The following is a 24300-nucleotide window of genomic DNA, read 5'->3' on the forward strand; positions in this document are numbered from 1 at the left end:
TCTAATAAAAAAACTGGTGAAGATAGCCTCACCAGTTTAATTTGCTTAGTCTGAAAAAGCTTCAGTTAATTGAGGTACAATTTGTTTTTTACGTGATACAACACCAGGTAAAGTAATTACCTCTTCAACCACTGGTTGTTTGAATGCTTTTTCTACAGGAATAATATTCTCGCCAAGAACAAAAGCCATTGAATCGCTCTCTAAGATATCAGTAATAAGTAGAACAAATAAATCGAAGTTATTTGCAGCAATTTCTTCGCGCATTGCTTCTAATAATTCAACTTTACGTCCTAACATCTCGTCAAACCCAATCGCATTGATTTGGCCAATACGGACGGATTGTTCGTTCATATCAAATGTTTTTGAATCAGATTGAACTAACTCAAGTGCAGATTTAGCACTTAATTTTGTTCCTGCTTTTAATAAGTCAAGACCATACTTATCAATGTTTACATCTGCAATTTTTGCTAATTCATTCGCAATTTTCTCATCTTGTGATGTACTTGTTGGTGATTTGAATAATAACGTATCAGAGATAATCGCTGATAACATTAAGCCTGCGATTGCTTTTGGAACATCAAGGTTATTTTCTTTGAATAGTTTATATATAACACTTGCTGTACTTCCAATTGGTTCTGCACGGTAGAATAATGGATTAGATGTTTCAAAGTTAGCAATTCTATGGTGATCAATAACGAAATCAACTTCAACCTCATCTAAATCATTCACTGATTGTGTAGCTTCATTATGGTCAACTAAAGCGACGCGTTCTACTTCATTTGAGACAGATGACACAACACGTGGTCTCTCAACGTTAAAATAATCTAATGCAAATTGAGTTTCTTCATTTGGTGTACCAAGAGCCACAGCTTCTGACTCATGACCGATTTTTTCTAAATAAAAACTAAATGCAATCGCTGATGATATCGCATCAGTGTCTGGATTTTTATGTCCAAAAACTAAATATTTTGACATGAATATATTCCTCCTTAAGGTTAATTCTAATATAGTTTATCATTATATTACTAAAAAATGAATGACCTTTCCTAACTATTCTTCATTTTTAGATTCTTGATTAATTAGTTTTAGTTGTGCGAGATGAATATCAAGTACATTCCCTAGTTTTTCAATTTCCTTAACAGCAGAACCGTTTGATAACCGTTCTGATATTGGATAATCATTCGGTTGAATCTCACTTTCAAAGCCAGTATCTCCGTATACGACTAATGGAGCATTAGCATCTGTAATTGCTAATGCATTGATTAGTCGATGTGGTTGAGACTTCAATTCTTTTAATAATAGAATACCACGGCTACCACGAGAAGCTGATCCAACAATATCAGGTTTAAATCGTTTGATATTCCCTCTTTGAGTTAATCCAACAATTTGTGTATTTGTATCATCTTCGATAATTAAGGCAGCAGCAACATAATCTTCTTCTTTAAGGTTTATACCAATAACCCCTTGTGCTCGTAAACTATAACTAGACACTTCGCTAATCGGATATCTTAAGCTATAACTACGATGTGTTAAGAATACGACTTGGTAGTTAGTCTTACCTTTGATAGGTATCGCTGAGATAAGCTCGTCGTCTTTTTTCAACTTCATAGCAACGGCTGATTTTGTTTTGTAACTTCTAAATGTTACAAATTCATCGAGCCTAGTTTGTTTAATCATTCCTAAACGTGTGGCAAGAAGTATCTTATCGTCAGCAATACTTAAATCTGGTTCACCAATACCTTGAACGGCTTTAAAGGCAGCAACGAGTTGCTCACCCTCTTTAAGACGGTATTTTTGTGAGATGTGCATTCCCATATCATTCCAACGGATATCAGGTAATTCATTGACTGGTATGTAAATGTAATTTCCTTTGTTAGTAATCATGACGATCGCATCATAAGTACTTAACTTCTCCACATAAATTGCATAATCAAATTCACGACGCCCTAAATTCAATGTATCTGACGAATTAAATGAACGGTGGCTTGTCCGTTTAACATAACCTTCATTTGTTACGGATACAACGACATCTTCTTGTGGAATTAAAAGTGTTGATTCAATCGTAATTTCTTCAACTTCAGCTTCAATTTCAGTCCGACGTGGTGTTGCAAATTTCTTTTTAACATCATTTAATTCATTAATTAATACTTTATTTAGAATATCATCATTTGCTAAGATATTTTCATACATACCAATACGTTCATTCAATTCTAAACGCTCATTTTGTAAAGCGGTAATATCAGTATTAGTTAAACGATATAATTGCAGTGAAACAATCGCTTCTGCTTGCTCATTTGAGAATTCAAATTCTTTTACTAAATTTGCTTTCGCATCGGATTTGTTTTCACTTTGGCGGATGGTTGCAATCACTTGATCTAAAATTGACATCACTCGAATTAATCCATCAACAATGTGCAATCGCTTTTTATCTTGAGCTAATTGGAATTTCGTACGTCTTGTGATTACTTCACGTTGATGATCGATATAAGATTCAAGAATTAGTTTTAAATTCGCTAATACAGGACGTCTGTTATGAATGGCAATCATATTAAAGTGATAATTTACTTGTAAGTCAGAATTTTTTAGTAAATAGTTCAATACAGCATCAGCATCGACATCTCGTTTTAATTCAACTACAAGGCGAACTCCATCACGGTCCGATTCATCGCGGACTTCTGAAATCCCCTCTAATTTTCTTTGTAGACGAATATCATCTAAACGCTGGATGAGTTTGGACTTATTTACATCATAAGGAAGTTCAGTCGCAACAATTTGAGATTTACCACCCTTAAGCGTTTCAATCTCGATTTTAGATCGAACAACGACTTTTCCGTTCCCATTCTTATAAGCATTACTTAAATCTTTCGCTCCTTGAATAATCCCGCCGGTTGGAAAGTCTGGCCCTTTGATGAATTTTAATAAATCAGAGAGTTCATATTTCTTATGTTTCAATATATAAATCACTGCATCAATGACTTCACCTAGATTATGGGGCGGAATCTCAGTCGCATAACCGGCTGAAATACCTGTCGCTCCATTGACAATTAAGTTAGGGTATCTAGCCGGCAAGACAATTGGTTCTTCGATTGTGTCATCAAAGTTAAACGCATAATCAATTGTTTCATAGTTTATATCTTCTAATAGTAAAGAAGCAATCGGTGATAAGCGAGCTTCGGTATAACGCATCGCTGCAGCTGGGTCCCCGTCCATACTTCCGTTATTACCGTGCATATCAATTAATGGCTCTCGTAACTTCCAATCTTGACTTAATCGGACCATTGCTTCATAAACTGATGAGTCCCCATGAGGGTGATAGTTACCAATAACATTTCCGACTGTCTTAGCCGACTTTCGATAAGGGTTTTCAGACGTATTGCGGTCTTGTTGCATTGCAAATAATATACGACGTTGTACGGGTTTCAATCCGTCTCTTATATCCGGCAAGGCACGGTCTTGTATAATATATTTAGAATAGCGACCAAATCGGTCACCGATGACGTCTGCGAACGTCAGTTCTTCAATATGTTCATTTGGATTAACGACCATTTATATCATCCTCACTAAATAAATTTATCTGAGATTCACTATTGTCACGATTTAAATCAATCTCGGGTTCAGAATGATTTTCTAACTTTTCTTTGACGTCGATATTTGCTTCCTCGTCTTTTTGACTCGTACTGATATCAGCTTCTTTAAGCAATGTGTCCTCTTCGTCCAAGGTAAAGCGGACATTGCTTTCAATCCATTTACGTCTTGGTTCTACTTTGCTTCCCATTAAAGTTGTTAATCGTCTCTCAGACATGGCAGCATCATCAATGGTTACACGGATTAATAAACGTGATTCAGGATTCATCGTTGTATCCCATAATTGATCAGCATTCATCTCACCTAAACCTTTATAACGTTGTAAGATATAGCCTTTTCCAACTTGTTTAATTTTTTCTTCTAATTCTTCATCTGTCCAAGCATATTCAATCACTTCTTTCTTACCCTTTCCTTTACTTACTTTGTAAAGTGGTGGCATCGCCAAGTATACTTTCCCAGCTTCTAATAAAGGTTTCATGTAACGATAGAAGAACGTAAGTAGTAATACTTGAATATGAGCCCCATCGGTATCCGCATCGGTCATAATGATGACTTTATCATAGTTAGATTCAATGATATTGAAATCCTTCCCAACCCCAGCACCAATGGTATAAATCATCGTATTAATCTCTTCGTTTTTTAGAATATCAGCCATCGAGGCTTTTTCAGTATTAATGACTTTACCTCGTAATGGTAAGATTGCTTGATAGCGACGGTCACGTCCCAATTTAGCTGACCCACCAGCTGAATCTCCCTCGACTAAATAAAGTTCATTTTTCGAAGCATCTTTTGATTGTGCTTTGGTTAATTTTCCAGAAATTAGTTTTTCTTGTTGAGATTTCTTAGCACCGGTACGTGCTGCATCTCTGGCTTTTCTGGCTAATTCACGTGTTTCACGCGCTTTAATCGCCTTACGTAAAATCATTTGACTGAAGTTACCATTTTCATTTAAGTAAGCAGATAAAAATTCATTCACAGCATTATCAGCTAACTGACGCGCTTTCGGTGTACCCAGTTTATCTTTAGTTTGCCCCTCGAATTGTAAGTATTGTTCAGGTACACGAATAGATATGACGGCTGCTAACCCTTCACGCACATCTGATCCTTCAAGGTTTTTGTCTTTTTCTTTTAGTAAGCCTGATTTACGTGCATATTCATTGAACGCTTTTGTAATTCCCGTCTTCATACCCGTTTCATGCGTTCCCCCACCATAAGTGCGGACATTATTAGCAAAAGAAAGAATTGTTTCAGAATAACCATCATTGTATTGCATAGCAAAATCAATCTCGAATTCATCCACAACAGTTGAAAAATTCGCAATCTCACCCATTGTATCTTTTTCTTCATTTAGGTAATTGATGAAATCATGTAATCCATTTTCAAATAAAAATGTTTCGCTTTCTTCATGAATTTTATCCTCGATGGTGATTTCTAAGCCTTTTAATAAGTAAGCAGATTCACGGAATCGCTCGCTAATCGTGCTATAATTGATTTTTGAGCTACCAAAAATACTATCATCCGGCATAAAATGCACCGTCGTCCCTGTCATGGATTTCGAAGGTGCCTTTGTTTTCTTCAGTTTCGTCGCTGGTTTACCACCATCTTCAAAGCGCATTGTATATTTGTAACCATCACGATAAACGGTTACTTCTAACCAACTTGATAAAGCATTAACAACACTCGCTCCAACACCATGCAACCCTCCGGCAGATTTATAGCCACCTTGACCGAATTTACCTCCGGCATGTAGCACTGTAAAGATGACTTGAATTGTTGGAATACCACTGTCATGTAAACCAATAGGCATCCCTCGACCATTATCTTCAATTAGGACACTGCCATCCTCCATTAACGTTATATTTATCTTATCAGCAAATCCACTTAACGCTTCGTCTACTGAATTATCTACTATCTCATATATTAAATGATGCAAGCCTTTTTGATCTGTCGAACCAATATACATACCCGGACGCTTACGTACTGCGTCTAGTCCTTCGAGTATTTGAATGGCATCATCATTATAATTTGTAAGGTTTGGTTTCTGTGCCAAAATTACACCTCTTTTTTCTATAAATAATCAACTTCTTTATCATATCAAAAATTTCTCTATTTTTCTGTATTAAATTTTAAAATGTTTATTTGTCACGATTTCATTGCGTTTGACCTTTTGAATTTTATACAAAGAACTAAGATATTGCAAACTCTTTTAATATCCAATACTTGTTAATGACCTTTCACTATATTAAATTATCTATATTAATTAAATTTTATATGGTAAAATAAAGCCAGTTATTAGGAGGTTGCTATGGAAACAATAATGAATAATATCTGGCCTTTCGTATGGGTCATCTTAGCATACTGTATTGGATCATTTCCTACTGGCGTACTTTATTCAAGAACACGCCATGATATTGATGTCCGCTCTTTAGGTAGTGGAGGCAGTGGCGCAACCAATGTTGGACGAAATTTTGGTTTTCGTGCGGCAGTCATGGTAACGATTGTTGATGTACTGAAAGGTTTAATCCCAGTACTCATTGCAAAAAATTTATTCCCCGAGTCTCCGTTAATTATAATGGCGACTGCCTTAGCTTGTGTTATTGGGCATTCTTACCCTTTATGGGCTGGCTTTCGCGGTGGAAAAATTGTCGCAACTTCAATCGGCGTATTAGTCGCATTTAATATTTATCTCGCATTAGCTTTAGTTTTAATCTTAGGTCTTCTGATATTCTTAACAAGTACAGTCAGTCTATCGTCGATGACAAGCTATTCTATCATAGCACTATATATTGCGATTACAAATCCGGAACCTGTTTACAAAGTAGGTTTCATACTTATTGCACTGTTACTTCTGTATCGTCATCGTACAAATATCCAAAGACTTTTAAAAGGAAATGAAAGTCGTATTAATTGGGGATTGAATAAACCAAAAAATTAAATCAAAAAACCGCCTTGGGCGATAAGTTCTACTTTATAGTAGAGATTATCTAATAAAAGGCGGTTTTTTTATCGGTTAATTTTTGCTAAATGACATTGTGTAGTCATGTGTCATCAATTGCGACGCACGTAATTCGTGAATAGCATATTTTTCAGCTAAATGACCCGTTGTATTATCAGGATCTGCAATACCCGACCAAGGTTCAATACAAACGAAAGGCGCACGTTTAGGATATGGTGACCAAATCCCAACAAAATCCATGCGATTTGGCTTCATTCTAATTGCGACATCATTTGCTTTATCTTCTAATACTATCTCAGTTTGCTGACTGATTTGATAAATTAAAGCGTCGTTTTTGAATGTTGTATGTTTTAACGGAACTTCGTTCACTTCGACATATTTCGCTTTATTTGGTGTCGTCAAACCGTCTTTACTTAGCGGAATTTGCAAATATTGACCCGCAGGTTCGAATCTGAAAGAGACATCATCAAATTCTTCTTTAGAACCTGATGGAGATTGACTTACATTAAAAGCAGGATGTCCTCCAATACTATAATATAAAGTCTTATCTGTAGATGGATTGAGTATCTCATAACTTACCGTAATGCTAGAGTAATGCAAGATGTAGTTAATTTGTAAGCTAAATTCAAAAGGATACTTCTCATGTGTTTCATCCGTATTTTTTAAATATAAACTTGCTGAATTGCTCGTGATATTTTGAACGTGAAACGGCAAGTCCCTAGCAAAGCCATGTTGAGTCATATGATATTCTTTGTCATCGTATTGGTAAGTGTCATCTTTTAACTTTCCGACAATTGGAAATAACACCGGTGCATGTCTTGCCCAATACTTTTCATCGGCTTGCCATAAGAATTCATAATCCGTTTTCTTATCGACGATTGAAACGAGTTCGGCACCTTCTTCTTTAATTTTAACGATTAAATAGTCATTTTCTAAAGTAATCATTTAGGTTCCTCCCAGTTTCTATTATAAGATATAGTGACTTAAATCACGGTTTTCAACGATTTTCTCTAGTCGTTGCTCAACGTATTGTTCTGTAATTTCAATTTCTCCCATTTGCATTTCAGCTGATTCGAATAATAATTCTTCCAAGACTGTTTCTAGGATAGTATGCAGGCGTCTCGCTCCAATGTTATCAGTTGTATCATTTAAGCGTACCGCATATTCTGCTAGTTTTTCAATCGCAGCTTCAGTGAAATGAATCTCTGCACCTTCAGTGGCTAACATCGCTTCGTATTGTTTAATTAAAGCGTTCTTAGGCTCTGTTAAGATACTTACAAAGTCACTGCCAGTTAAGTCATCTAGATTCACACGAATCGGGAAGCGTCCTTGTAACTCAGGGATTAAATCAGATGGTTTTGATTCATGGAAAGCACCCGATCCAATGAATAAGATATGATCCGTTTCGATAATACCATATTTAGTTTGAACTTGACTTCCTTCAACGATTGGTAAGATATCTCGTTGAACACCTTGACGGCTGACTTCACCACTGTTTTGGTTTTTTGATGCAATTTTATCAATCTCATCAATAAAGATAATTCCATTACTTTGTGCAAGTTCTAAGGCTTTTTGATTAATATCATCTTGATTGATTAATTTATCTGCTTCTTCTTCTGTCAGTAATTTGATTGCTTCTGCAACGGTAATAGTACGTTCAATTTTCTTTTTAGGCTTGAGCGCATTTAAACTTTCTTGCATGTCCATCATTTGTTCCATTGCTGGATTCATACTATTTAATTGAAGCTTTTTCTCTTCCATTTTAATTGTCACTTCATGATTATCTAACTTACCTTCACGAATTTGTTGACGAATGGCACGACGAGTGGCTGCAACTTCTTCTGTGACAATTTCCTCTTCTTCTTCCTCAACGTCATTTCCTGCGGGATTCATTTGCTTAAACATTTCCGCAAAGTTTCCAAAAGGATTTGCTTGGTTTTGTTGCGAAGTTGACTCAGCTTTAGCAGGTTTTTCACCTGGTTTCAATGCTTTCGCGATGCGTTCAATCGCTTTGGCTTCAGCTGTCTCTTTAACTTCTTCTTGTTTCTGTTTCTTAAGTAGACGAATACTATTCTCAACTAAGTCACGAACCATTGATTCAACGTCTCGACCCACATAACCTACTTCTGTAAATTTCGTTGCTTCTACTTTAATGAAAGGCGCTTGAGCAATGTCAGCTAAACGTCTTGCAATCTCAGTCTTACCTACCCCAGTTGGTCCAATCATAAGTAAATTCTTAGGTTTTACTTCTCTTTGTAATTCATCATCGAGTTTTAGTCGACGAATTCGATTTCGTAATGCGATGGCAACTGATCGTTTTGCGTCACCTTGACCAACAATATATTGATCTAAAGCTTCCACAATTTTTCTTGGTGTTAAGTTATCCATGATATCCTCCTAGTAAATCTGTAATTGTATAAATTAATCTTAAAATGATTCGACAATAATATTATCGTTTGTAAATACATCAATCTCACTTGCAATTTGTAAAGAGTTTTTGGCAATCTCTTCCGCAGATAAGTTACCATATCTTAACATTGCTCTGGCTGCAGATAAGGCAAAGTTACCTCCTGATCCAATCGTTAAGACGCCATCATCTGGTTCAATGACTTCACCCGTCCCACTAACAAGTAAGATGTTGTTGCGGTCCATAACGATTAATAATGCTTCTAATTTTTGAAGTGAACGGTCTGTGCGCCATTGTTTAGCAACCTCAACCGCCGCACGAGCTAATTGTCCTTGGTGAGCTTGGAGTTTTTCCTCAAACATTTCTGATAAGGTAATCGCATCCGCAACCCCACCAGCAAAGCCAACAATGACATCATTATTATAAATACGGCGTAATTTCTTGGCGCCACCTTTCATAATAACACTTTCACCCATTGTTACTTGACCGTCTCCGGCCATTGCTACTTTATTATCTTTTTTAACTGCACATATTGTTGTCATTATTATTCCTCCTTAGATTGTCGCTTTGCTCTTGGAAACACATTTAAATAAGTGCTCCTTAAACGATCTTTTGTTACATGTGTATAAACTTGCGTTGAACTTAAGTCTTCGTGTCCTAATAATTCCTGCACACTCCGCATATCTGCTCCATTATTCAATAAATGCGTCGCAAATGTATGGCGAAGTTTATGAGGATGAATTGAAAGGTTTAGTCCTGCTTCTTTAACGATGGAATTAAGTATCTTCCTAACTTGCGTTGGACTTAGTTGTAAGCCCGTTTTTGATAAAAAAACATAATTCCTATCTTCTGGCTTACTTTTAGCAACAAGTTCTGGTCTTAATTCTTGAATATATGTTGCTAAGCTTTTTAAAGCGAGGTCTCCTACAGGAATAATTCTTTCTTTATTCCCTTTACCAATCACTCGAACTAAAGACATATCATAGTCTACTTGTTGGAGTGTCAAGTTGGTTAACTCACTAACCCGCATTCCAGTGGCATAGAGTAACTCTACCAATGCACTATGTAACAATTGCATAGATGACTCTGATACTTCAATCGCTGTAAATAATTCTCGCATCTCATCTTCATAAAAAAATTCAGGTAAATGTTGTTTTTTAACACTGTATTGAATTAACTCCATTGGATTACTTTCGATCCATTCCATTCTTAAAGCGTATTTAAAAAATACTCGTAAACTTGATAACTTTCTAGAAATGGTTGTTCGGGCTAATTCTCTCTCATTTAAAAAAGCTAAAAATAGTCTAAAATCTTGATAGACTAATTTTGAAATATCTGTTTCTCCAGAACTTTTTAAAAAATTATGAAATTCCTTCAAGTCTTTTGAATAGGCCAGGACAGTTTGTTTAGAGTAACGTCGTTCATTCTCAATATGATTTAGAAATTGACTCATATATTCTTCCATTCTATCCCTCATTTCAACTATAAGTCTTTCATGCATCTATCGCAATATTTTTACTTTTAAGTTAATCTTATAAAAAAGGTCCATACCATTTTACAGTACCTTTTAACATTCTATCAATTAAAATGCATTTTGTAATCCTTCCAAGGTCTGATTAATATGAAAACCGCATCATTTTTATAGTACTTTATTAGTTTAACACGTTTTCATAAACTAAATATGAAATTTATAAATAAAAAAACGATAACTACTCAATTGAATAGTTATCGCAAATTGGATTAATTTACTAATTCTTCAGCGTAATCACAGTTACTACATTTCACTTGACTACCTTTTCTTGTTACTTTTTCAGTTAAGAAGTGATCACATTTTGGACAAGAACGTGCAATTGGTTTATCCCATGAAACAAAGTCACATTCAGGATAGCGAGTACACCCATAGAAAATTCTATTTTTCTTAGATTTACGCTCAACAACTTCGCCTTCTTTACATGTTGGACAAGTAACGCCGATCTTCTTAACGATGGCTTTCGTATTTCGACAGTCTGGGAAAGCACTACATGCGTAGAATTTACCATAACGGCCAATTTTAATTACCATTGGATGTCCGCAAACATCACAATCAAAGCCAGCAGGTTCATCTTTAATTTCGATTTCTTCCATATTAACTTCAGCTTGTTTAATTTCTTTATCGAAGCCAGTATAGAATTCGTCTAATAATTTAACCCAATTTTGCTTACCGTCTTCAACCTCATCCAAGCCTCTTTCCATACCAGCTGTAAAGTCAGTATCAACGATATCTGGGAAGAACTCTACCATCACACTATTAACAATTTCACCAAGTTCTGTCGGTTCAAATCGTTTTGCGACCATTTTAACATAGTATCTTTTTCTCAATGTTTCAAGTGTTGGTGCATAAGTTGACGGACGACCGACACCTAATTCTTCAAGAACCTTCACTAAACTTGCTTCATTGTATCGAGCAGGCGGTTGAGTAAAGTGTTGTTCTGGATTAATTTCAGCAAGTTTAACTAAATCGTCTACAGATAAGTCTGGTAAGTAATTATCTTTTTTAGATTTAGATTCATATACTTTTAAGAACCCTTCGAATTTTATTCGAGAGCCATTCGCACGAAAATTCACGTCGTTTTGAGTGATGTCAGCACGAATTGTGTCATACACAGCATCTGTCATTTGGCTCGCTACGAAACGTGACCAAATTAATGAATATAATCTAAATTGATCACGCGATAGATATTCTTTAATGTCATCCGGCGCTAAAGTCACATCTGAAGGACGAATCGCCTCATGGGCATCTTGGGTGTTAGCAGAATTTGTCACTGCTGCACCTTTTCCAAGATACTCTTGACCGAATTTCTCTTTAATATAATTACTTGAACTTGCTTTAGCTGTTTGAGAAATACGTGTCGAGTCAGTACGCATATAAGTGATTAAACCGATTGTATTCTTCCCAATCGCAATCCCTTCATATAATTGTTGAGCAATCATCATCGTTTTCCCAGCTCGGAAATTAATACGGTTTGATGCATCTTGTTGAAGTGTACTTGTCGTGTAAGGTTTAGGTGGTTTACGACGACGTTCTTTTTCTTCGATATCAACAATTTTAAATTCTTTATCTTGTTCGAGTTTATCTAAGATCCCTTTGACTTGCTCTTCAGAAGTCAGTTCAACCTTTTTACCATTCTCACCATAGAATTGTGCTTCAAAACTTGAGCGACCTTTTTTGAATTTAGTAGGAATTGACCAATATTCTTCAGGTTTAAATGCTCGAATCTCATTCTCACGGTCAATGATTAATTTTAAGGCCGTTGATTGAACTCGCCCTGCACTCAAACCACCTTTGATTTTTTTCCAAAGTAATGGTGAAATTGAATACCCAACAATTCGGTCTAAAATACGACGGGCTTGTTGTGAGTCAACTAAGTCCTGGTTAATTTCTCTCGAAGTTTTAAATGCGTCTTTAACAGCATCTTTAGTAACCTCGTTAAATACAACGCGGTTTTTGTCTCCTTCTTCTAAGCCTAGAATATAGCTTAAATGCCAAGCAATTGCTTCCCCTTCGCGGTCCGGATCGGCTGCGAGATAGACTTTTTCAGCTTTTTTTGCTAATTTTTTTAATTCTTTAACAGTATCACCACGGCCACGTATAGTTATATATTGAGGATCAAAATTATTTTCAAAATCAATCCCCATCTTACTTTTTGGTAAGTCTCTTAAGTGACCTTTACTCGCTACAACTTTATAGTTTCTACCTAAATATTTATCTATTGTTTTAGCTTTGGTTGGTGATTCGACGATGACTAAATATTTATATGCCACCCTCAATCAACTCCTTTAAATTATTTTTATTTTTCGATATGTTTAATTTATAAAATCGTAAACATATTAGTCCATTCTGATAATGATGTCAAATATTAATTTTCAACTTTGTATTTTTCTATCCATTATATAGACAATAAAATAAAGTTCAAATGAATTTTTTCTTCTATATATATACGTGTCATTTAATTAATATCCTTGCATTTGAAAAATTCCCCTTAATTCGTCAATCATCGATGGAATATCTAATATAGGTGTTGCTCCGATTTGGATTAAGTCATTACACCCTCTTGATTGTTCATCGGTAATACGCCCAGGTACAGCAAAGACTTCGCGGTTATACTGCAAGGCGTAGTTAGCAGTGATTAAACTGCCGCTTTTTTGTGCTGCTTCAATGACGATGGTTGCCTTGGATAAGCCGGCTACTAATCGATTTCTTAATACAAAATGATGTTTCATCGGCTTAATGTTGGGCAAATACTCACTTAATATGAGATCTTGTTGTTCCATTCTTTTTTGAATATATTTATTCGCCCTTGGGTAATAATAGTCCAAGCCACATGGTATAATCGCAATACTTCTACCATTAGGATGTTCGAGTGAATACTCATGTACTGAAGCATCAACACCTAAAGCTAAGCCTGATACGCTCACCCATGCTTCTTTTGATAAGGCTTCTATTATCTCACGAGTGACTAACTTTCCATATGTGGTAATTTGCCGTGTCCCAATGACAGAAACCTTCGGTTCTCTTAAAAGTTCTATATCTCCCCTGTAAAAGACAAGTATGGGTGGTTGTGCCGTATGGTACCACAACATTGGATAATGATATTCACCTATCATAATAGAATGCTGTGCTAATTGAGTTAAAGTAGTTAACTCAGTTGTACGAATATGATTAAAATTTATTTCCGCTGCCAGTTTTACTTGTTTTCTTTGTTTAACTTCAATTAATATTCTCTGACATTCTTGGGGTTCAAGTTCTTCTCTTAATAATCGATCATCCATAATGACTTCTAAATAAGTAGCCAATACTTTGTGTGATACATTTTTTGCTTTTAGGAAAACGAGTTGTTCTTTAATTTTTAATTTCATTTTACACCTCCATATATATATACAAAAAAAAGAGGCAAATCCATTAAAAAAAGACGAAATAATTTAAATTATTTCGTCTTTCTACTATTATATATCGATGTCGCATTACTTACGGGTGAAAATGAATGTCTATGAATCGGTGTATAGCCAAATTGTTGTAAGGCATCTAAGTGATTTTTTGTCCCGTAACCCATATTTTTATCAAATTCAAATTCAGGATATAATTGATGATAACTTAACATCAGCTCATCTCGATGTATTTTTGCTATAATACTCGCTGCTGCAATGGAAATCGATCGTTCATCACCTTTAATAATTTTAGTTTGTGGAATATCAGTGTTCAAATTAAGTGCATCAATTAACAAGTGTTGTGGCTTAATTGGTAACTCACTTACACTTTTTAACATAGCTATCTTTGTAGCTTCCAATATGTTAACCTTATCAATTACAGAGTTATCGATTTCAATAATACTGTAAGCAATGGCCACTTCTTTAATTAATTTTGCGTATTCAACACGTTTAGCGTGTGATAATGATTTAGAATCATTAATTCCAACAAGTTTATCCATATCTCGAGGTAATATAACACTGGCCGCAACTACCGGTCCAGCAAGTGGACCACGACCTACTTCATCAATTCCCGCAATATACGTTAGATTTTGCTTGTCATAAAGATCAAGTTCGAATTCTAATCTCGTCTGATGCTCAAGTAATTGATTTGCTAACTTTTGCTTTTTAATTTCGAATTGCTTTAATAATTTCTGAACACCTTTGCGTTCGTCTAGTTTTAACTCAGTCAATTGAGCTTCCGTCAATTCTTCATTAGATAACAATTCCTTGATGTCTTTGATAGTCATTTTACTCATGTGTCACTTGCTCAACTTTATCTAATGTCACTGAGCCTAAGTTATTTTTTCGGTAATCAAAGATGATTCTTTGGCTTGCGGCTTCATAGTCATCTCTCAAGTTCATTTTTTCGGTAATTTTAATTAATAAGTCTACCGGTGTATTATTTAATACATCGTCTTGAGTCACATTGTATCTGTTAACTAAAAGATCTACATGATTCTCTTGGTAGTATGCAAGTAAAAATAAAGCAAGATCGTCCATATATAATAATGTATCTTTAATCGCACCTGTAATACCCAATTTAGTTCCAACATTTGGATCTTCGAATTTAGGCCATAAAATACCAGGTGTATCTAATAATTCAAAGTCTTTATTAATTTTTAGCCAACGTTGGGCTTTAGTGACCCCTGGCTTGTTCCCCGTTTGTGCTTGGTTCTTTCCTACAAATCGATTAATCAAAGTAGACTTACCGACGTTAGGAATTCCAAGGATCATCAAACGAATGGCTCTTGGTTTAACGCCTCGTTCTTTTTGTTTCTCAAAGTAATCCGCCATAATTGCTTGGATTCTTTGTTGAAGTTTTCGTAAACCCTTATTGTGTTGCGAATCAATCGCGACAGCAGGTATATTCTGTGATTCATAATAGTCTAACCATAGATTCGTTACTTCACTATCGGCTAAGTCACTTTTATTCAATGCAATAATTCTTGGTTTGTTTCCAACAATCTCATTAATCATTGGATTACGGCTTGATTCTGGAATTCTAGCGTCAACTAATTCAATAACGACATCAACTAGATGCATTTTTTCTGTAGCTTCACGTCTAGCTTTCGCCATATGACCGGGAAACCACTGTATAATATTTGATGACATAAAATATCCACCTCTATTCTAAAATGTTTACTGTTCCATTCTCTGTTAAATTATACTCTTCTATCTTACCAAATCGTTCGAAAGGAAAGTAGACAAAATTAGTCACTCCTTGAATATCATCGGCTTGAATGAGTCCAAACTGACGACTATCACCCGAATAGGGTCGATTGTCTCCCATTACAAAGTAATAGCCTTCTGGAACTTGCGTCAAACCTAAAGTATCCCATAAACTGAAATCTTCGGTAAATTTCCCTTCAGTTTCTGATTTAAGTGGTTCTAAATACGGTTCTTCAACTGCTTGATTGTTTAAATATAATGTATCATTTGAGAAATATAACTCATCACCGGGTTGCCCGATGATTCGCTTCACATACGAGTCCCCCGAACCTCTAGGGTCTGGGAATACTACAACATCGAAGCGTTCTATTTCTTTATTTCTCAGCATAACCATCTGATCTTGATTATGTAATTGTGGTTCCATCGAACTTCCTTCGACTTGAAAAGGCTGTAAAACATAATGGCGCAGTGCTAAAAAGATTAGCACTGCAACCAATACGGCAAATATGATACTCACTAATTCATTAATTAGATACTTGAGCAATCTCATGCTGCTTCTCCTTCGGAAACTAACTCAACTAACACATCCACTGCAGCATCATACTGAGCGTCATTTTCTTGAATATACTCTCTAGCTTTAGTATTTAAAGTCGTGGCAGTTTCTCCCGTCACTTCTCCAGTGACTTCTAAATCATTATCTTCTTGGAACTGCTCGACAGCTGTTTGAATCGTTTCATCAAAGTAAGTGCCGACATTCACTTCATAACCAAAAGCATCTAACATATTTGTAAGTGATTCAACTTGATCAGAGCCATCACCTAAAGCAAGGACTTCTTCAGAGTTCAGGATAATTGATGTTTCTATTGGATGTCCTTCTACTTGAACCGTTGGTTCAACCCCTACATCATGAATCCACTTACCGCTAGGTGTTAACCAACGCGCAAAAGTTAGTTTTAACTCACCAAAGTCAGTCGGATTTAAGATAGTTTGCACAGATCCTTTACCAAAACTTGTCGTACCTACAATAGGTGCTTCCGTATTTTCTTTAATCGCAGCTGCTAAAATTTCACTTGCACTCGCGCTACCTTCATTAATTAATAAGACGTAAGGTTCAGTTATTTGAAAGTCTCCATATTCTGAATCATTCGCAACATAAGTGGATGTTGTTGTCCCACTCTCTTCCATTTGCATAATGATTTCATCGTCTTCTAAGAACATATTACTAATGGCTAATCCTTGATCTAACAATCCACCTGGATTATATCTTAAATCAAATACAAAGGATGTTGCGCCCTGTTCACGTAAATCTTCAACTGCTGTGACTAATTCATCATAAGTTGTTCCATTGAACTGGGTAATTTGAACATTCCCGATGGTCGCATCATCTTCATCCAATTCACCAGTCACTGTTGTGATAGGAATTTCAGCACGTTCTAATTCAACATTAAATTCTGAAGTACCACGTTGAATTAATAGATTAACGGTTGAGCCTTCTTGGCCACGAATTAATTCAACAACTTCATTCGTATTGATCCCAGTTAGCTCAGTACCATCGGCTTCTAGAATAATATCATTCGGTTGAATTCCGGCTTCACTGGCTGGCGTTCCATCTATCGGCGTCACAATAACAATTTTGTCATCGCTCGCCATAATTTGAATGCCGACACCTTGAAATGATCCTTCAACGGTTTCATTCATATCTGCCGATTCTTGGGCATTTAAATACTCTGAGTAAGGGTCTCCGATGGAATCTACCATCCCTTTCAGTGCACCTTCCATTAATTGGTCTTTACTCACATCTTCAATATAGAATTGTTGAATGGCATAGTAATTATCCATAAAATTCTGAATATCATCATCACTCAGTTCTTCAACATTCGATTCTTCGTCACCAAATAACCATTCAAAACCATGAACTTCTGATAGCGAAGATGAACTAAAAAATACAAAGGCGAAAATAACGACGATAGAGGCGATAGACCCATATTTAAAACTTTTTTTCATATTCTCACCTCAGTTTTTTCTATTTATCTAGTTTCACTGCAGTTTCTAAAGCGATTTTCATCATTTGTGTAAATGTATTTTGACGTTCTTCTGCTGTTGTTTCCTCACCTGTGATTAGGTGGTCACTAATTGTACACATAGCTAATGCTTTACGGTTATGTTTGGCTGCGACAGCATAAAGTCCTGCTGCTTCCATTTCAACCGCTAAAACACCGTAATTTGCTAATTTTTTCTTGTCCATCTCTTCATTATAGAAACGGTCACTTGATAAGATGTTCCCAACATGAATATTATCTTCACTTAATGATTCGGTCGCTAAGTGATAAGCAATATCTAATACTTCGAAGTTAGCGATGGCCGAATAATGTACTTGTCCGTTAAAGATATTTTGTAAGATACTTGAATCTGTCGTTGCTCCCTGACCAAATACAATATCACGAACTTTAACTTCGTTTTTCATACCGCCTGCAGAACCAATACGGATAATCGTTTCAACTTCATATTCAGTATATAACTCTTCAGCATAAAGCATTGCAGAAGGAATTCCCATTCCCGATCCTTGTACTGAAATTTTAACCCCATTATACTCTCCTGTATAACCAAACATATTACGAACCGTATTGTATTGTGTTACATTCTCTAAGAATGTCTCCGCAATAAATTTCGCTCTTAACGGATCTCCTGGGAATAGAACTGTTTTTGCAATATCACCTTTTTTTGCTCCAATATGTACACTCATTTTATTATTCCTCCTTAAAAATTATCAAATTGATATGATTGCCAAGTATCATCAAAAATGACTAATAATTTACTATACTCTGGCGATGATTCTAAGTATGTTGATACTTCGTCAAAGCTTTCACTCTTCTTTGGAAAACTTTGATCAGAATGTATGCGATTTGCAAGACGGCTAATCGGATCATTCGCATCATGATTCACATATCTAAGAATATATTCGTAAAACGAAGGTCGCATTAAATTACCTACTTTCAATTTATCCTAAATAAGTCATGAATTTATTATAACATCGTATTTAAATAATCAAAACAAAACTTATCATTCTATTAGTTATATCTTAGTTTAAACTAATTTCAAATGTTTTTAATTTCAGATTGACTTTGTCTTTTTCATATCTATAATTAACTTTATCTTATGTTACCATGAAGGAGAAAAATTATGGGAAAAGCCGTTGTGCATGTTACATTTACTGGAAATGTTGAGTTTGAATTCGAGAATTCTGGTGATTTACTAGATTACGAATTAATTGATATGGCTATGGAGAATTTTGCTGAAAAACCTGAGTTATTCGGCCAACTCGCCGAATATGACTGGAAAATAGAACGCAAATAATCTGTTATAAAGATTTATTAGACTATTTACTATATGAAAGTTATGTTTATTGCTTTCTATTTGATATAATTAAAATAGAATTAAAAAGTCACTAGGAAGGTGAGTAGATGGATAATAAATCACAATCAAAAGGTAAAGCAATACTAATTGAAGTATTGAACGCAATGACTCACGGTGTTGGAACGATTCTTAGTATTGTAGGGTTAATCCTACTTATCATAAAAGGAATTGATCTATCTTCACCCACTGCCATTGTTGCTTATGTCGTTTACGGCGCAAGTTTAGTCATACTTTTTCTGAATTCTACCCTTTACCATAGTTTAAGTTTTACGAAATTCAAAGACTTTTTTCAACGTTTAGATCACAGTGCCATTTATATTTTGATTGCAGGTACTTATACACCATACGTTGTTATTGGTGTTGGCGGACGATTAGGATTATTTTTCTTAATTTTAGTTTGGGGCTTAGCTTTGGTTGGAATCTTTTTCGAACTTTTCCATATTAATAAGTTTCCTCGTTTAAGTACTTTTATGTACTTAGGATTAGGTTGGTTAGGCGTTACAATTATCTACCCACTCTTACAAACCATCGAAATTACAGGTATTGCGTTACTCGCGATTGGTGGTATTGTTTATTCCTTAGGTACAATCTTTTATAGTATGAAAAATAACAAATGGATGCACATTATTTGGCACTTGTTTGTTATGGCTGGTGCTTTCTTCATGTATATCAGCGTATTATTCTACGTATAAAGAAACATCCATCCGTTTCAGTTGATACGAATGGATGTTTTTATTTTGCTATCGTATCCATTATGTTAAGGAGTGCACTCATCATATTATCTTCAAAGGGTGAATGCCCTGCTTCTTCAACAATTTCTAATGAAGCATGTGGTAGCTGTTGTTGTAACTCATACGCCCCACTCACTCGACAATCAACATCATACCGTCCATGGACAATATGAATTGGGATATCTTTTAAGACTGAAATATGATTCGGCAAATAATTATCATCATCCCAAAACATGTGGTGTTTAAAGTAATGGGCTTCTAATAAGCCAAGTGATAAATCCCCTGGTTTAACTAGAGACACTTCTTGTTTGACTGGCTTATGTAACACTAGACTAGATTCCCAAATATTCCATTGTTGGGCAGCTGCCTCTCGCTCTTCTTTACTACCTTGAGTCATAAGATCATAATAGGCACTGATTAAATCACTTTGTTTATCTTCTGCGATAAATGATTTATATTGTTCAAATTCAGCAGGATAAAACTCACTTGCACCAAACTTAAACAACCAATCAATATCCGCTTGTCGGCCTAAGAATATTCCTCGCAAAACAAGATGCTTCACTTTTTCTTGATATTTAATAGCGTATGCTAAGGCTAATGTTGAACCATAACTTCCACCAAAGACAATCCACGAGTCAATGTGACAATGGAGACGAATGACTTCTAAGTCCTCGACACTCGCATCAACCGTATTATTCTCAAGTGATAAAAGGGGTTTGCTGCGTCCTGTCCCTCTTTGATCAAATAAAATAATCCGGTATTTCTCTGGGTTAAAAAAACGACGTGATTTCTCACTAATAGCTCCCCCAGGACCACCATGTAGAAATACTACTGGAATACCCTCTGGATTCCCACATTCTTCAACATATAAAGAATGACCATCAGTGACATCAATATGATAGCTCTCATTTACTGGTGTATTTAAGTAACCAAGTGTCATATTTTTTCTCCCTCTATTTCTTACTCATTTGAATAGATTTATTAATAGCTGCAGTTACGCCTTTGTTAATCGCTGATTTAAATCCAGCATGTTCAAGCGCAACAACACCCGCAATTGTCGTGCCATTTGGGCTAGTTACTTTATCTTTCAGTTCGCCTGGATGCATACCCGTCTCTATAACCATGCTAGAAGCGCCTTTTACAGCCTGTGACGCCATTTTACGACTTTGTTCACGTGAGAGACCGTGTTCTACTCCAACGTCGCTCATCGCCTCTATCAGTTGATATATGAAGGCTGGGCTCGACCCGGCTAAACCAGTTACAGCATTAAAAAGTGATTCTGGTATCGCTTCGATGATACCTGCATGTTGTAAACTTTTTTCGAAGAGTTCTATTTTTTCATCATCGATATTATCTGACGTACAATAAGCAATATACCCTTCGCCAATTTCGACTGGCGTATTTGGCATGGTGCGAATCCATTTATGAGAAGCGGGTGTAAAGGCTTCTAATTGCGCGATTGATAGCCCAGCTGCCATACTCACCCAAGTTTTAGGTTTAGATTCAATGACTAAATCATCGAGTTGTTCAAAAATCGTTCCAAATTGATCGGGTTTCACCCCTATAAATATGATGTCTGATTCATTGATTAATTCATCCAATGATTCTGATCCGACAACGTCTGCGCCAACTTGTTCAGCTAAGACGGCTAATTTCTCTTGTGTGCGGTTATGTAATATCATCGAGTATCCTGCTTTAAGTATTGCTTTTGCAATAGCAGATCCCATATTACCGACGCCGATCATTCCAATTGTTGGCATGTTATCCCTCTTTCTTTAGTCTAGTCCCACACGTTTAAATATAGCATCTACTTGTGTTAAATGGTATGAAGGATCAAATAAATGATTCACTTCATCTTTTGATAATTTTTCATTAATTGTTTCATTTTCTTTTACTAATTCTTCAAATGATTTTGATTCATCCCAAGCAATCTTAGTCAGTGGTTGAACTAAATCATAGGCTGCTTCACGTGTTAGACCTGCATCGATTAATGATAACATGACGCGTTGTGAATAAATTAGGCCATAGGTTTTCGCCATGTTTTTTTCCATATTCTCAGGTAGTACAGTTAATTTTTCAACGATATTAGCGAAGCGATTAAGTTGGTAATTTAGTAAAGTTGTTATATCTGGTAAGATAATTCGCTCTGCAGAAGAATGTGAAATATCACGTTCATGCCATAGAGAGACATTTTCATAGGCTGGTGTCATATAGCCACGCATGACACGTGCTAAACCAGTGACATTCTCACTTCCTATCGGGTTACGTTTGTGAGGCATTGCTGAAGAGCCTTTTTGACCTGCAGCAAAATATTCTTCCACTTCACGTGTTTCAGTTTTTTGTAATCCTCTGATTTCAGTCGCAAAACGTTCGATACTTGTTCCAATTAACGCCATAACCGCCACGTAATGTGCATGTAAATCACGTGGTAGTACTTGAGTTGAAATATCTTGGGCACGAATACCTAGTTGTTCACAGACATATGCTTCAACTTCAGGAGGTGTATTAGCGAATGATCCAACTGCACCACTAATCTTACCTGCTTCAACCTCTTTCGCCGCTTCTTCAAAACGTTTTTGATTACGTTTTAATTCTGAATAAAAACCTGCTAATTTCAAACCAAAAGTTGTTGGCTCTGCGTGAACACCATGGGTTCTTCCCATTTGAATCGTATATTTATGTTCTTTAGCTTTTTTACCGACGACGTCGATGATGCGTTGAATATCTTTTCTTAAGATGTCATTGACTTGTTTTAATTGGAAGCCGTAAGCTGTATCAACTACATCAGTACTTGTTAAACCGTAGTGAATCCATTTACTTTCATCGCCCAAGCTTTCACTCACACAACGGGTAAACGCAACAACGTCATGACGCGTTTCATCTTCAATTTCTAAGATGCGCTTCACAGTAAAACTCGCATTTTGTCTTATCTTGTCTACATCTTCTTGTGGGATTTCGTCTAAGTTTGCCCAAGCTTGACACGCTTCGACCTCAACTTCTAACCATGTTTCATATTTCTTCTCAAGTGACCAAATATCTTTCATTTCTGGTCTTGTATAACGTTCTATTGTCATTATTTACCCTCTTCCTTACGTTGCCACCATTCATATCGGTGTTTATGAATATTTTTTTCATCCGTTTCGCCTCGAACGACTTTCGTTAATTCCCAGTTATCTTCATTAATCTCAGGCATGACAACATCATTCAAAAATTCGTCCTCGATAACCGTTCTTACAACTCGATCCGCATGATCAATTAAATATAGGAAAACTTTAGCCCCACCAATAACCATTAAGTTACGGCCTTCTGACAAAGCTAATACATCTTCAATCGAATGAACGACTATTAACTCTGGAATATCTTGTCCATAAGATCTATCAGATGTTAATACAACCGTTTTTCGACCCGGCAACAGTCGTCTATTCATTGATTCAAATGTTCGACGACCCATTAACATTGTGTGCCCCATAGTCGTTTTTTTAAAGAATTTTAAATCATTTGGCAAATTCCACGGTAAGTCATTTTGATAACCAATCCCGCCATTTAAATCTTGTGCATATACAAATGTTATCATAATTTCACTTCCTTAAACTGCGATTGGTGCTTTGATTGAAGGATGTGGATTGTAATTTTCCACTTTGATTTCATTGCTTTCAATTTCATCTAATTTAGCCTCACTTTGAATAACGAGTTGAGGTAATGGTCTAACGTCTCTTTCTAATAAAAGTTTAGCTTGTTCAAGGTGATTCGAATAAATATGAGCATCACCAATCGTATGAACAAAATCTCCGACGTCCAAACCAGTTTCACGCGCAATCAAATGCGTTATTAAGGCATAACTTGCAATATTAAATGGAATACCTAAAAAGATATCGCCACTTCTTTGATATAATTGACAACTTAATTTACCATCTGCCACATAGAATTGGAATAAAGTATGGCAAGGAGGTAACGCCATTGAAGGAACATCTTCAGGGTTCCAAGCGGATACAATGTGTCGTCTTGAATCAGGATTTGTTTTAATTTGATCAATGACTACTTTAATTTGATCAAGGGTTTCACCATTACGTAATTGCCACGCACGCCATTGTTTACCATAAACATCGCCTAAGTGACCAAATTCTTCACTAAAGTCATCATTCGTTAATATTTCATTTTGAAAATTAGTCATTTCTTCATCATATTGCACTTTAAACGCTTCATCTACTAAGGCACGTCTACCGAAGTCGGTCATATCTGGTCCTTCATACGCATCACTTTCAACATAATTTTTAAATGCCCATTCATCCCATATATGATTATTATTTTCTAATAGGTAGCGAATATTGGTGTCTCCACGGAGAAACCAAAGTAATTCTGATTTAATGAGGCCAAAGGGAACGCGCTTAGATGTTAATAAAGGAAAGCCTTCTTGGAGATTAAAGCGCATTTGATGCCCAAATATGCTCAAAGTTCCAACACCTGTCCGGTCCTCTTTTTTTGTTCCTTCGTTTAATACTTTTCTTACTAAATCTTGATATTGAGTTGTCATT

General features: G+C 35.9%; 23 protein-coding genes. 3 read left to right on the forward strand and 20 right to left on the reverse strand.

Annotated elements, in window-relative coordinates:
- Positions 1-45: 45 nt before the first annotated feature.
- From FEZ33_RS00750 to parE, 3 genes are all read right to left on the reverse strand, one after another.
- Complete coding sequence (locus FEZ33_RS00750; protein ID WP_138403466.1) at positions 46-975, reverse strand: manganese-dependent inorganic pyrophosphatase; 930 nt, start codon at positions 973-975, stop codon at positions 46-48.
- Between the two features lie 75 nt (positions 976-1050).
- Positions 1051-3546 (reverse strand): DNA topoisomerase IV subunit A, encoded by a 2496-nt coding sequence (gene parC, locus FEZ33_RS00755; RefSeq protein WP_138403467.1) that lies wholly within the window; start codon positions 3544-3546, stop codon positions 1051-1053.
- Positions 3536-5635 carry a DNA topoisomerase IV subunit B gene (gene parE / locus FEZ33_RS00760; RefSeq protein WP_138403468.1) on the reverse strand — a complete coding sequence of 700 codons (2100 nt, stop codon included), beginning with the start codon at positions 5633-5635 and terminating at the stop codon, positions 3536-3538. The genes parC and parE overlap by 11 nt, the downstream gene beginning before the upstream one ends.
- Positions 5636-5890: 255 nt before the next feature.
- On the opposite strand from parE, the gene plsY reads away from it, so the two are divergent.
- On the forward strand, positions 5891-6520 hold the full coding sequence (gene plsY, locus FEZ33_RS00765) for a glycerol-3-phosphate 1-O-acyltransferase PlsY (RefSeq protein ID WP_235888733.1): 630 nt from the start codon (positions 5891-5893) through the stop codon (positions 6518-6520).
- Positions 6521-6595: 75 nt separating this feature from the next.
- Here plsY and FEZ33_RS00770 read toward each other — a convergent pair whose 3' ends face one another.
- From FEZ33_RS00770 to FEZ33_RS00825, 12 genes are all read right to left on the reverse strand, one after another.
- Positions 6596-7486 carry an aldose 1-epimerase family protein gene (locus FEZ33_RS00770; protein WP_138403469.1) on the reverse strand — a complete coding sequence of 297 codons (891 nt, stop codon included), beginning with the start codon at positions 7484-7486 and terminating at the stop codon, positions 6596-6598.
- Between the two features lie 21 nt (positions 7487-7507).
- Positions 7508-8929, reverse strand: coding sequence for an ATP-dependent protease ATPase subunit HslU (gene hslU / locus FEZ33_RS00775; protein ID WP_138403470.1), 1422 nt, complete (start codon positions 8927-8929; stop codon positions 7508-7510).
- A 39-nt stretch (positions 8930-8968) separates the two neighbouring features.
- Positions 8969-9490 carry an HslVU peptidase proteolytic subunit gene (gene hslV, locus FEZ33_RS00780; protein ID WP_138403471.1) on the reverse strand — a complete coding sequence of 174 codons (522 nt, stop codon included), beginning with the start codon at positions 9488-9490 and terminating at the stop codon, positions 8969-8971.
- A gap of 2 nt (positions 9491-9492) precedes the next feature.
- A complete protein-coding gene (gene xerC / locus FEZ33_RS00785) occupies positions 9493-10413 on the reverse strand; it encodes a tyrosine recombinase XerC (protein ID WP_138403472.1) in 921 nt (306 codons plus the stop codon).
- Positions 10414-10688: 275 nt separating this feature from the next.
- Positions 10689-12749 carry a type I DNA topoisomerase gene (gene topA, locus FEZ33_RS00790; protein WP_138403473.1) on the reverse strand — a complete coding sequence of 687 codons (2061 nt, stop codon included), beginning with the start codon at positions 12747-12749 and terminating at the stop codon, positions 10689-10691.
- 189 nt (positions 12750-12938) lie between these two features.
- Positions 12939-13844, reverse strand: coding sequence for a DNA-processing protein DprA (gene dprA, locus FEZ33_RS00795; RefSeq protein ID WP_138403474.1), 906 nt, complete (start codon positions 13842-13844; stop codon positions 12939-12941).
- Between the two features lie 68 nt (positions 13845-13912).
- Positions 13913-14710 carry a ribonuclease HII gene (gene rnhB / locus FEZ33_RS00800; protein WP_138403475.1) on the reverse strand — a complete coding sequence of 266 codons (798 nt, stop codon included), beginning with the start codon at positions 14708-14710 and terminating at the stop codon, positions 13913-13915.
- Positions 14703-15566 carry a ribosome biogenesis GTPase YlqF gene (ylqF, locus tag FEZ33_RS00805; protein WP_138403476.1) on the reverse strand — a complete coding sequence of 288 codons (864 nt, stop codon included), beginning with the start codon at positions 15564-15566 and terminating at the stop codon, positions 14703-14705. The genes rnhB and ylqF overlap by 8 nt, the downstream gene beginning before the upstream one ends.
- A gap of 13 nt (positions 15567-15579) precedes the next feature.
- A complete protein-coding gene (lepB, locus tag FEZ33_RS00810) occupies positions 15580-16173 on the reverse strand; it encodes a signal peptidase I (protein WP_138403477.1) in 594 nt (197 codons plus the stop codon).
- Entirely contained in the window at positions 16170-17627 is a 1458-nt protein-coding gene (locus tag FEZ33_RS00815) for a S41 family peptidase (protein WP_138403478.1), read from the reverse strand. The genes lepB and FEZ33_RS00815 overlap by 4 nt, the downstream gene beginning before the upstream one ends.
- Positions 17628-17646: 19 nt before the next feature.
- Entirely contained in the window at positions 17647-18366 is a 720-nt protein-coding gene (gene deoD / locus FEZ33_RS00820) for a purine-nucleoside phosphorylase (protein ID WP_138403479.1), read from the reverse strand.
- 14 nt (positions 18367-18380) lie between these two features.
- Complete coding sequence (locus tag FEZ33_RS00825; protein WP_138403480.1) at positions 18381-18602, reverse strand: YozE family protein; 222 nt, start codon at positions 18600-18602, stop codon at positions 18381-18383.
- A 201-nt stretch (positions 18603-18803) separates the two neighbouring features.
- Here FEZ33_RS00825 and FEZ33_RS12360 point away from each other — a divergent pair, with 201 nt between their 5' ends.
- Both FEZ33_RS12360 and trhA read left to right on the forward strand, forming a co-directional pair.
- Positions 18804-18977 (forward strand): hypothetical protein, encoded by a 174-nt coding sequence (locus tag FEZ33_RS12360; protein ID WP_171031222.1) that lies wholly within the window; start codon positions 18804-18806, stop codon positions 18975-18977.
- A 107-nt stretch (positions 18978-19084) separates the two neighbouring features.
- Positions 19085-19729 carry a PAQR family membrane homeostasis protein TrhA gene (gene trhA / locus FEZ33_RS00830; RefSeq protein WP_138403481.1) on the forward strand — a complete coding sequence of 215 codons (645 nt, stop codon included), beginning with the start codon at positions 19085-19087 and terminating at the stop codon, positions 19727-19729.
- Between the two features lie 40 nt (positions 19730-19769).
- Here the strand turns inward: trhA and pip are convergent, their stop codons facing one another.
- From pip to FEZ33_RS00855, 5 genes are read right to left on the reverse strand one after another with little or no spacing between them, the layout of a single operon-like run.
- A complete protein-coding gene (pip, locus tag FEZ33_RS00835; protein WP_138403482.1) occupies positions 19770-20708 on the reverse strand; it encodes a prolyl aminopeptidase in 939 nt (312 codons plus the stop codon).
- A 13-nt stretch (positions 20709-20721) separates the two neighbouring features.
- On the reverse strand, positions 20722-21528 hold the full coding sequence (gene proC, locus FEZ33_RS00840; protein WP_138403483.1) for a pyrroline-5-carboxylate reductase: 807 nt from the start codon (positions 21526-21528) through the stop codon (positions 20722-20724).
- Positions 21529-21543: 15 nt separating this feature from the next.
- A complete protein-coding gene (gene purB, locus FEZ33_RS00845; RefSeq protein WP_138403484.1) occupies positions 21544-22842 on the reverse strand; it encodes an adenylosuccinate lyase in 1299 nt (432 codons plus the stop codon).
- Positions 22842-23342 carry a dihydrofolate reductase gene (locus FEZ33_RS00850; RefSeq protein WP_138403485.1) on the reverse strand — a complete coding sequence of 167 codons (501 nt, stop codon included), beginning with the start codon at positions 23340-23342 and terminating at the stop codon, positions 22842-22844. Before FEZ33_RS00850 ends, purB begins: the two co-directional genes overlap by 1 nt.
- Before the next feature lie 12 nt (positions 23343-23354).
- Positions 23355-24299: a thymidylate synthase gene (locus FEZ33_RS00855; protein ID WP_138403486.1), complete on the reverse strand. Its 945-nt coding sequence runs from the start codon at positions 24297-24299 to the stop codon at positions 23355-23357.
- Between the last annotated feature and the right edge of the window lies 1 nt (position 24300).

The sequence above is a fragment of the Ruoffia tabacinasalis genome (assembly GCF_005864045.1).
Lineage (GTDB): Bacteria > Bacillota > Bacilli > Lactobacillales > Aerococcaceae > Ruoffia > Ruoffia tabacinasalis.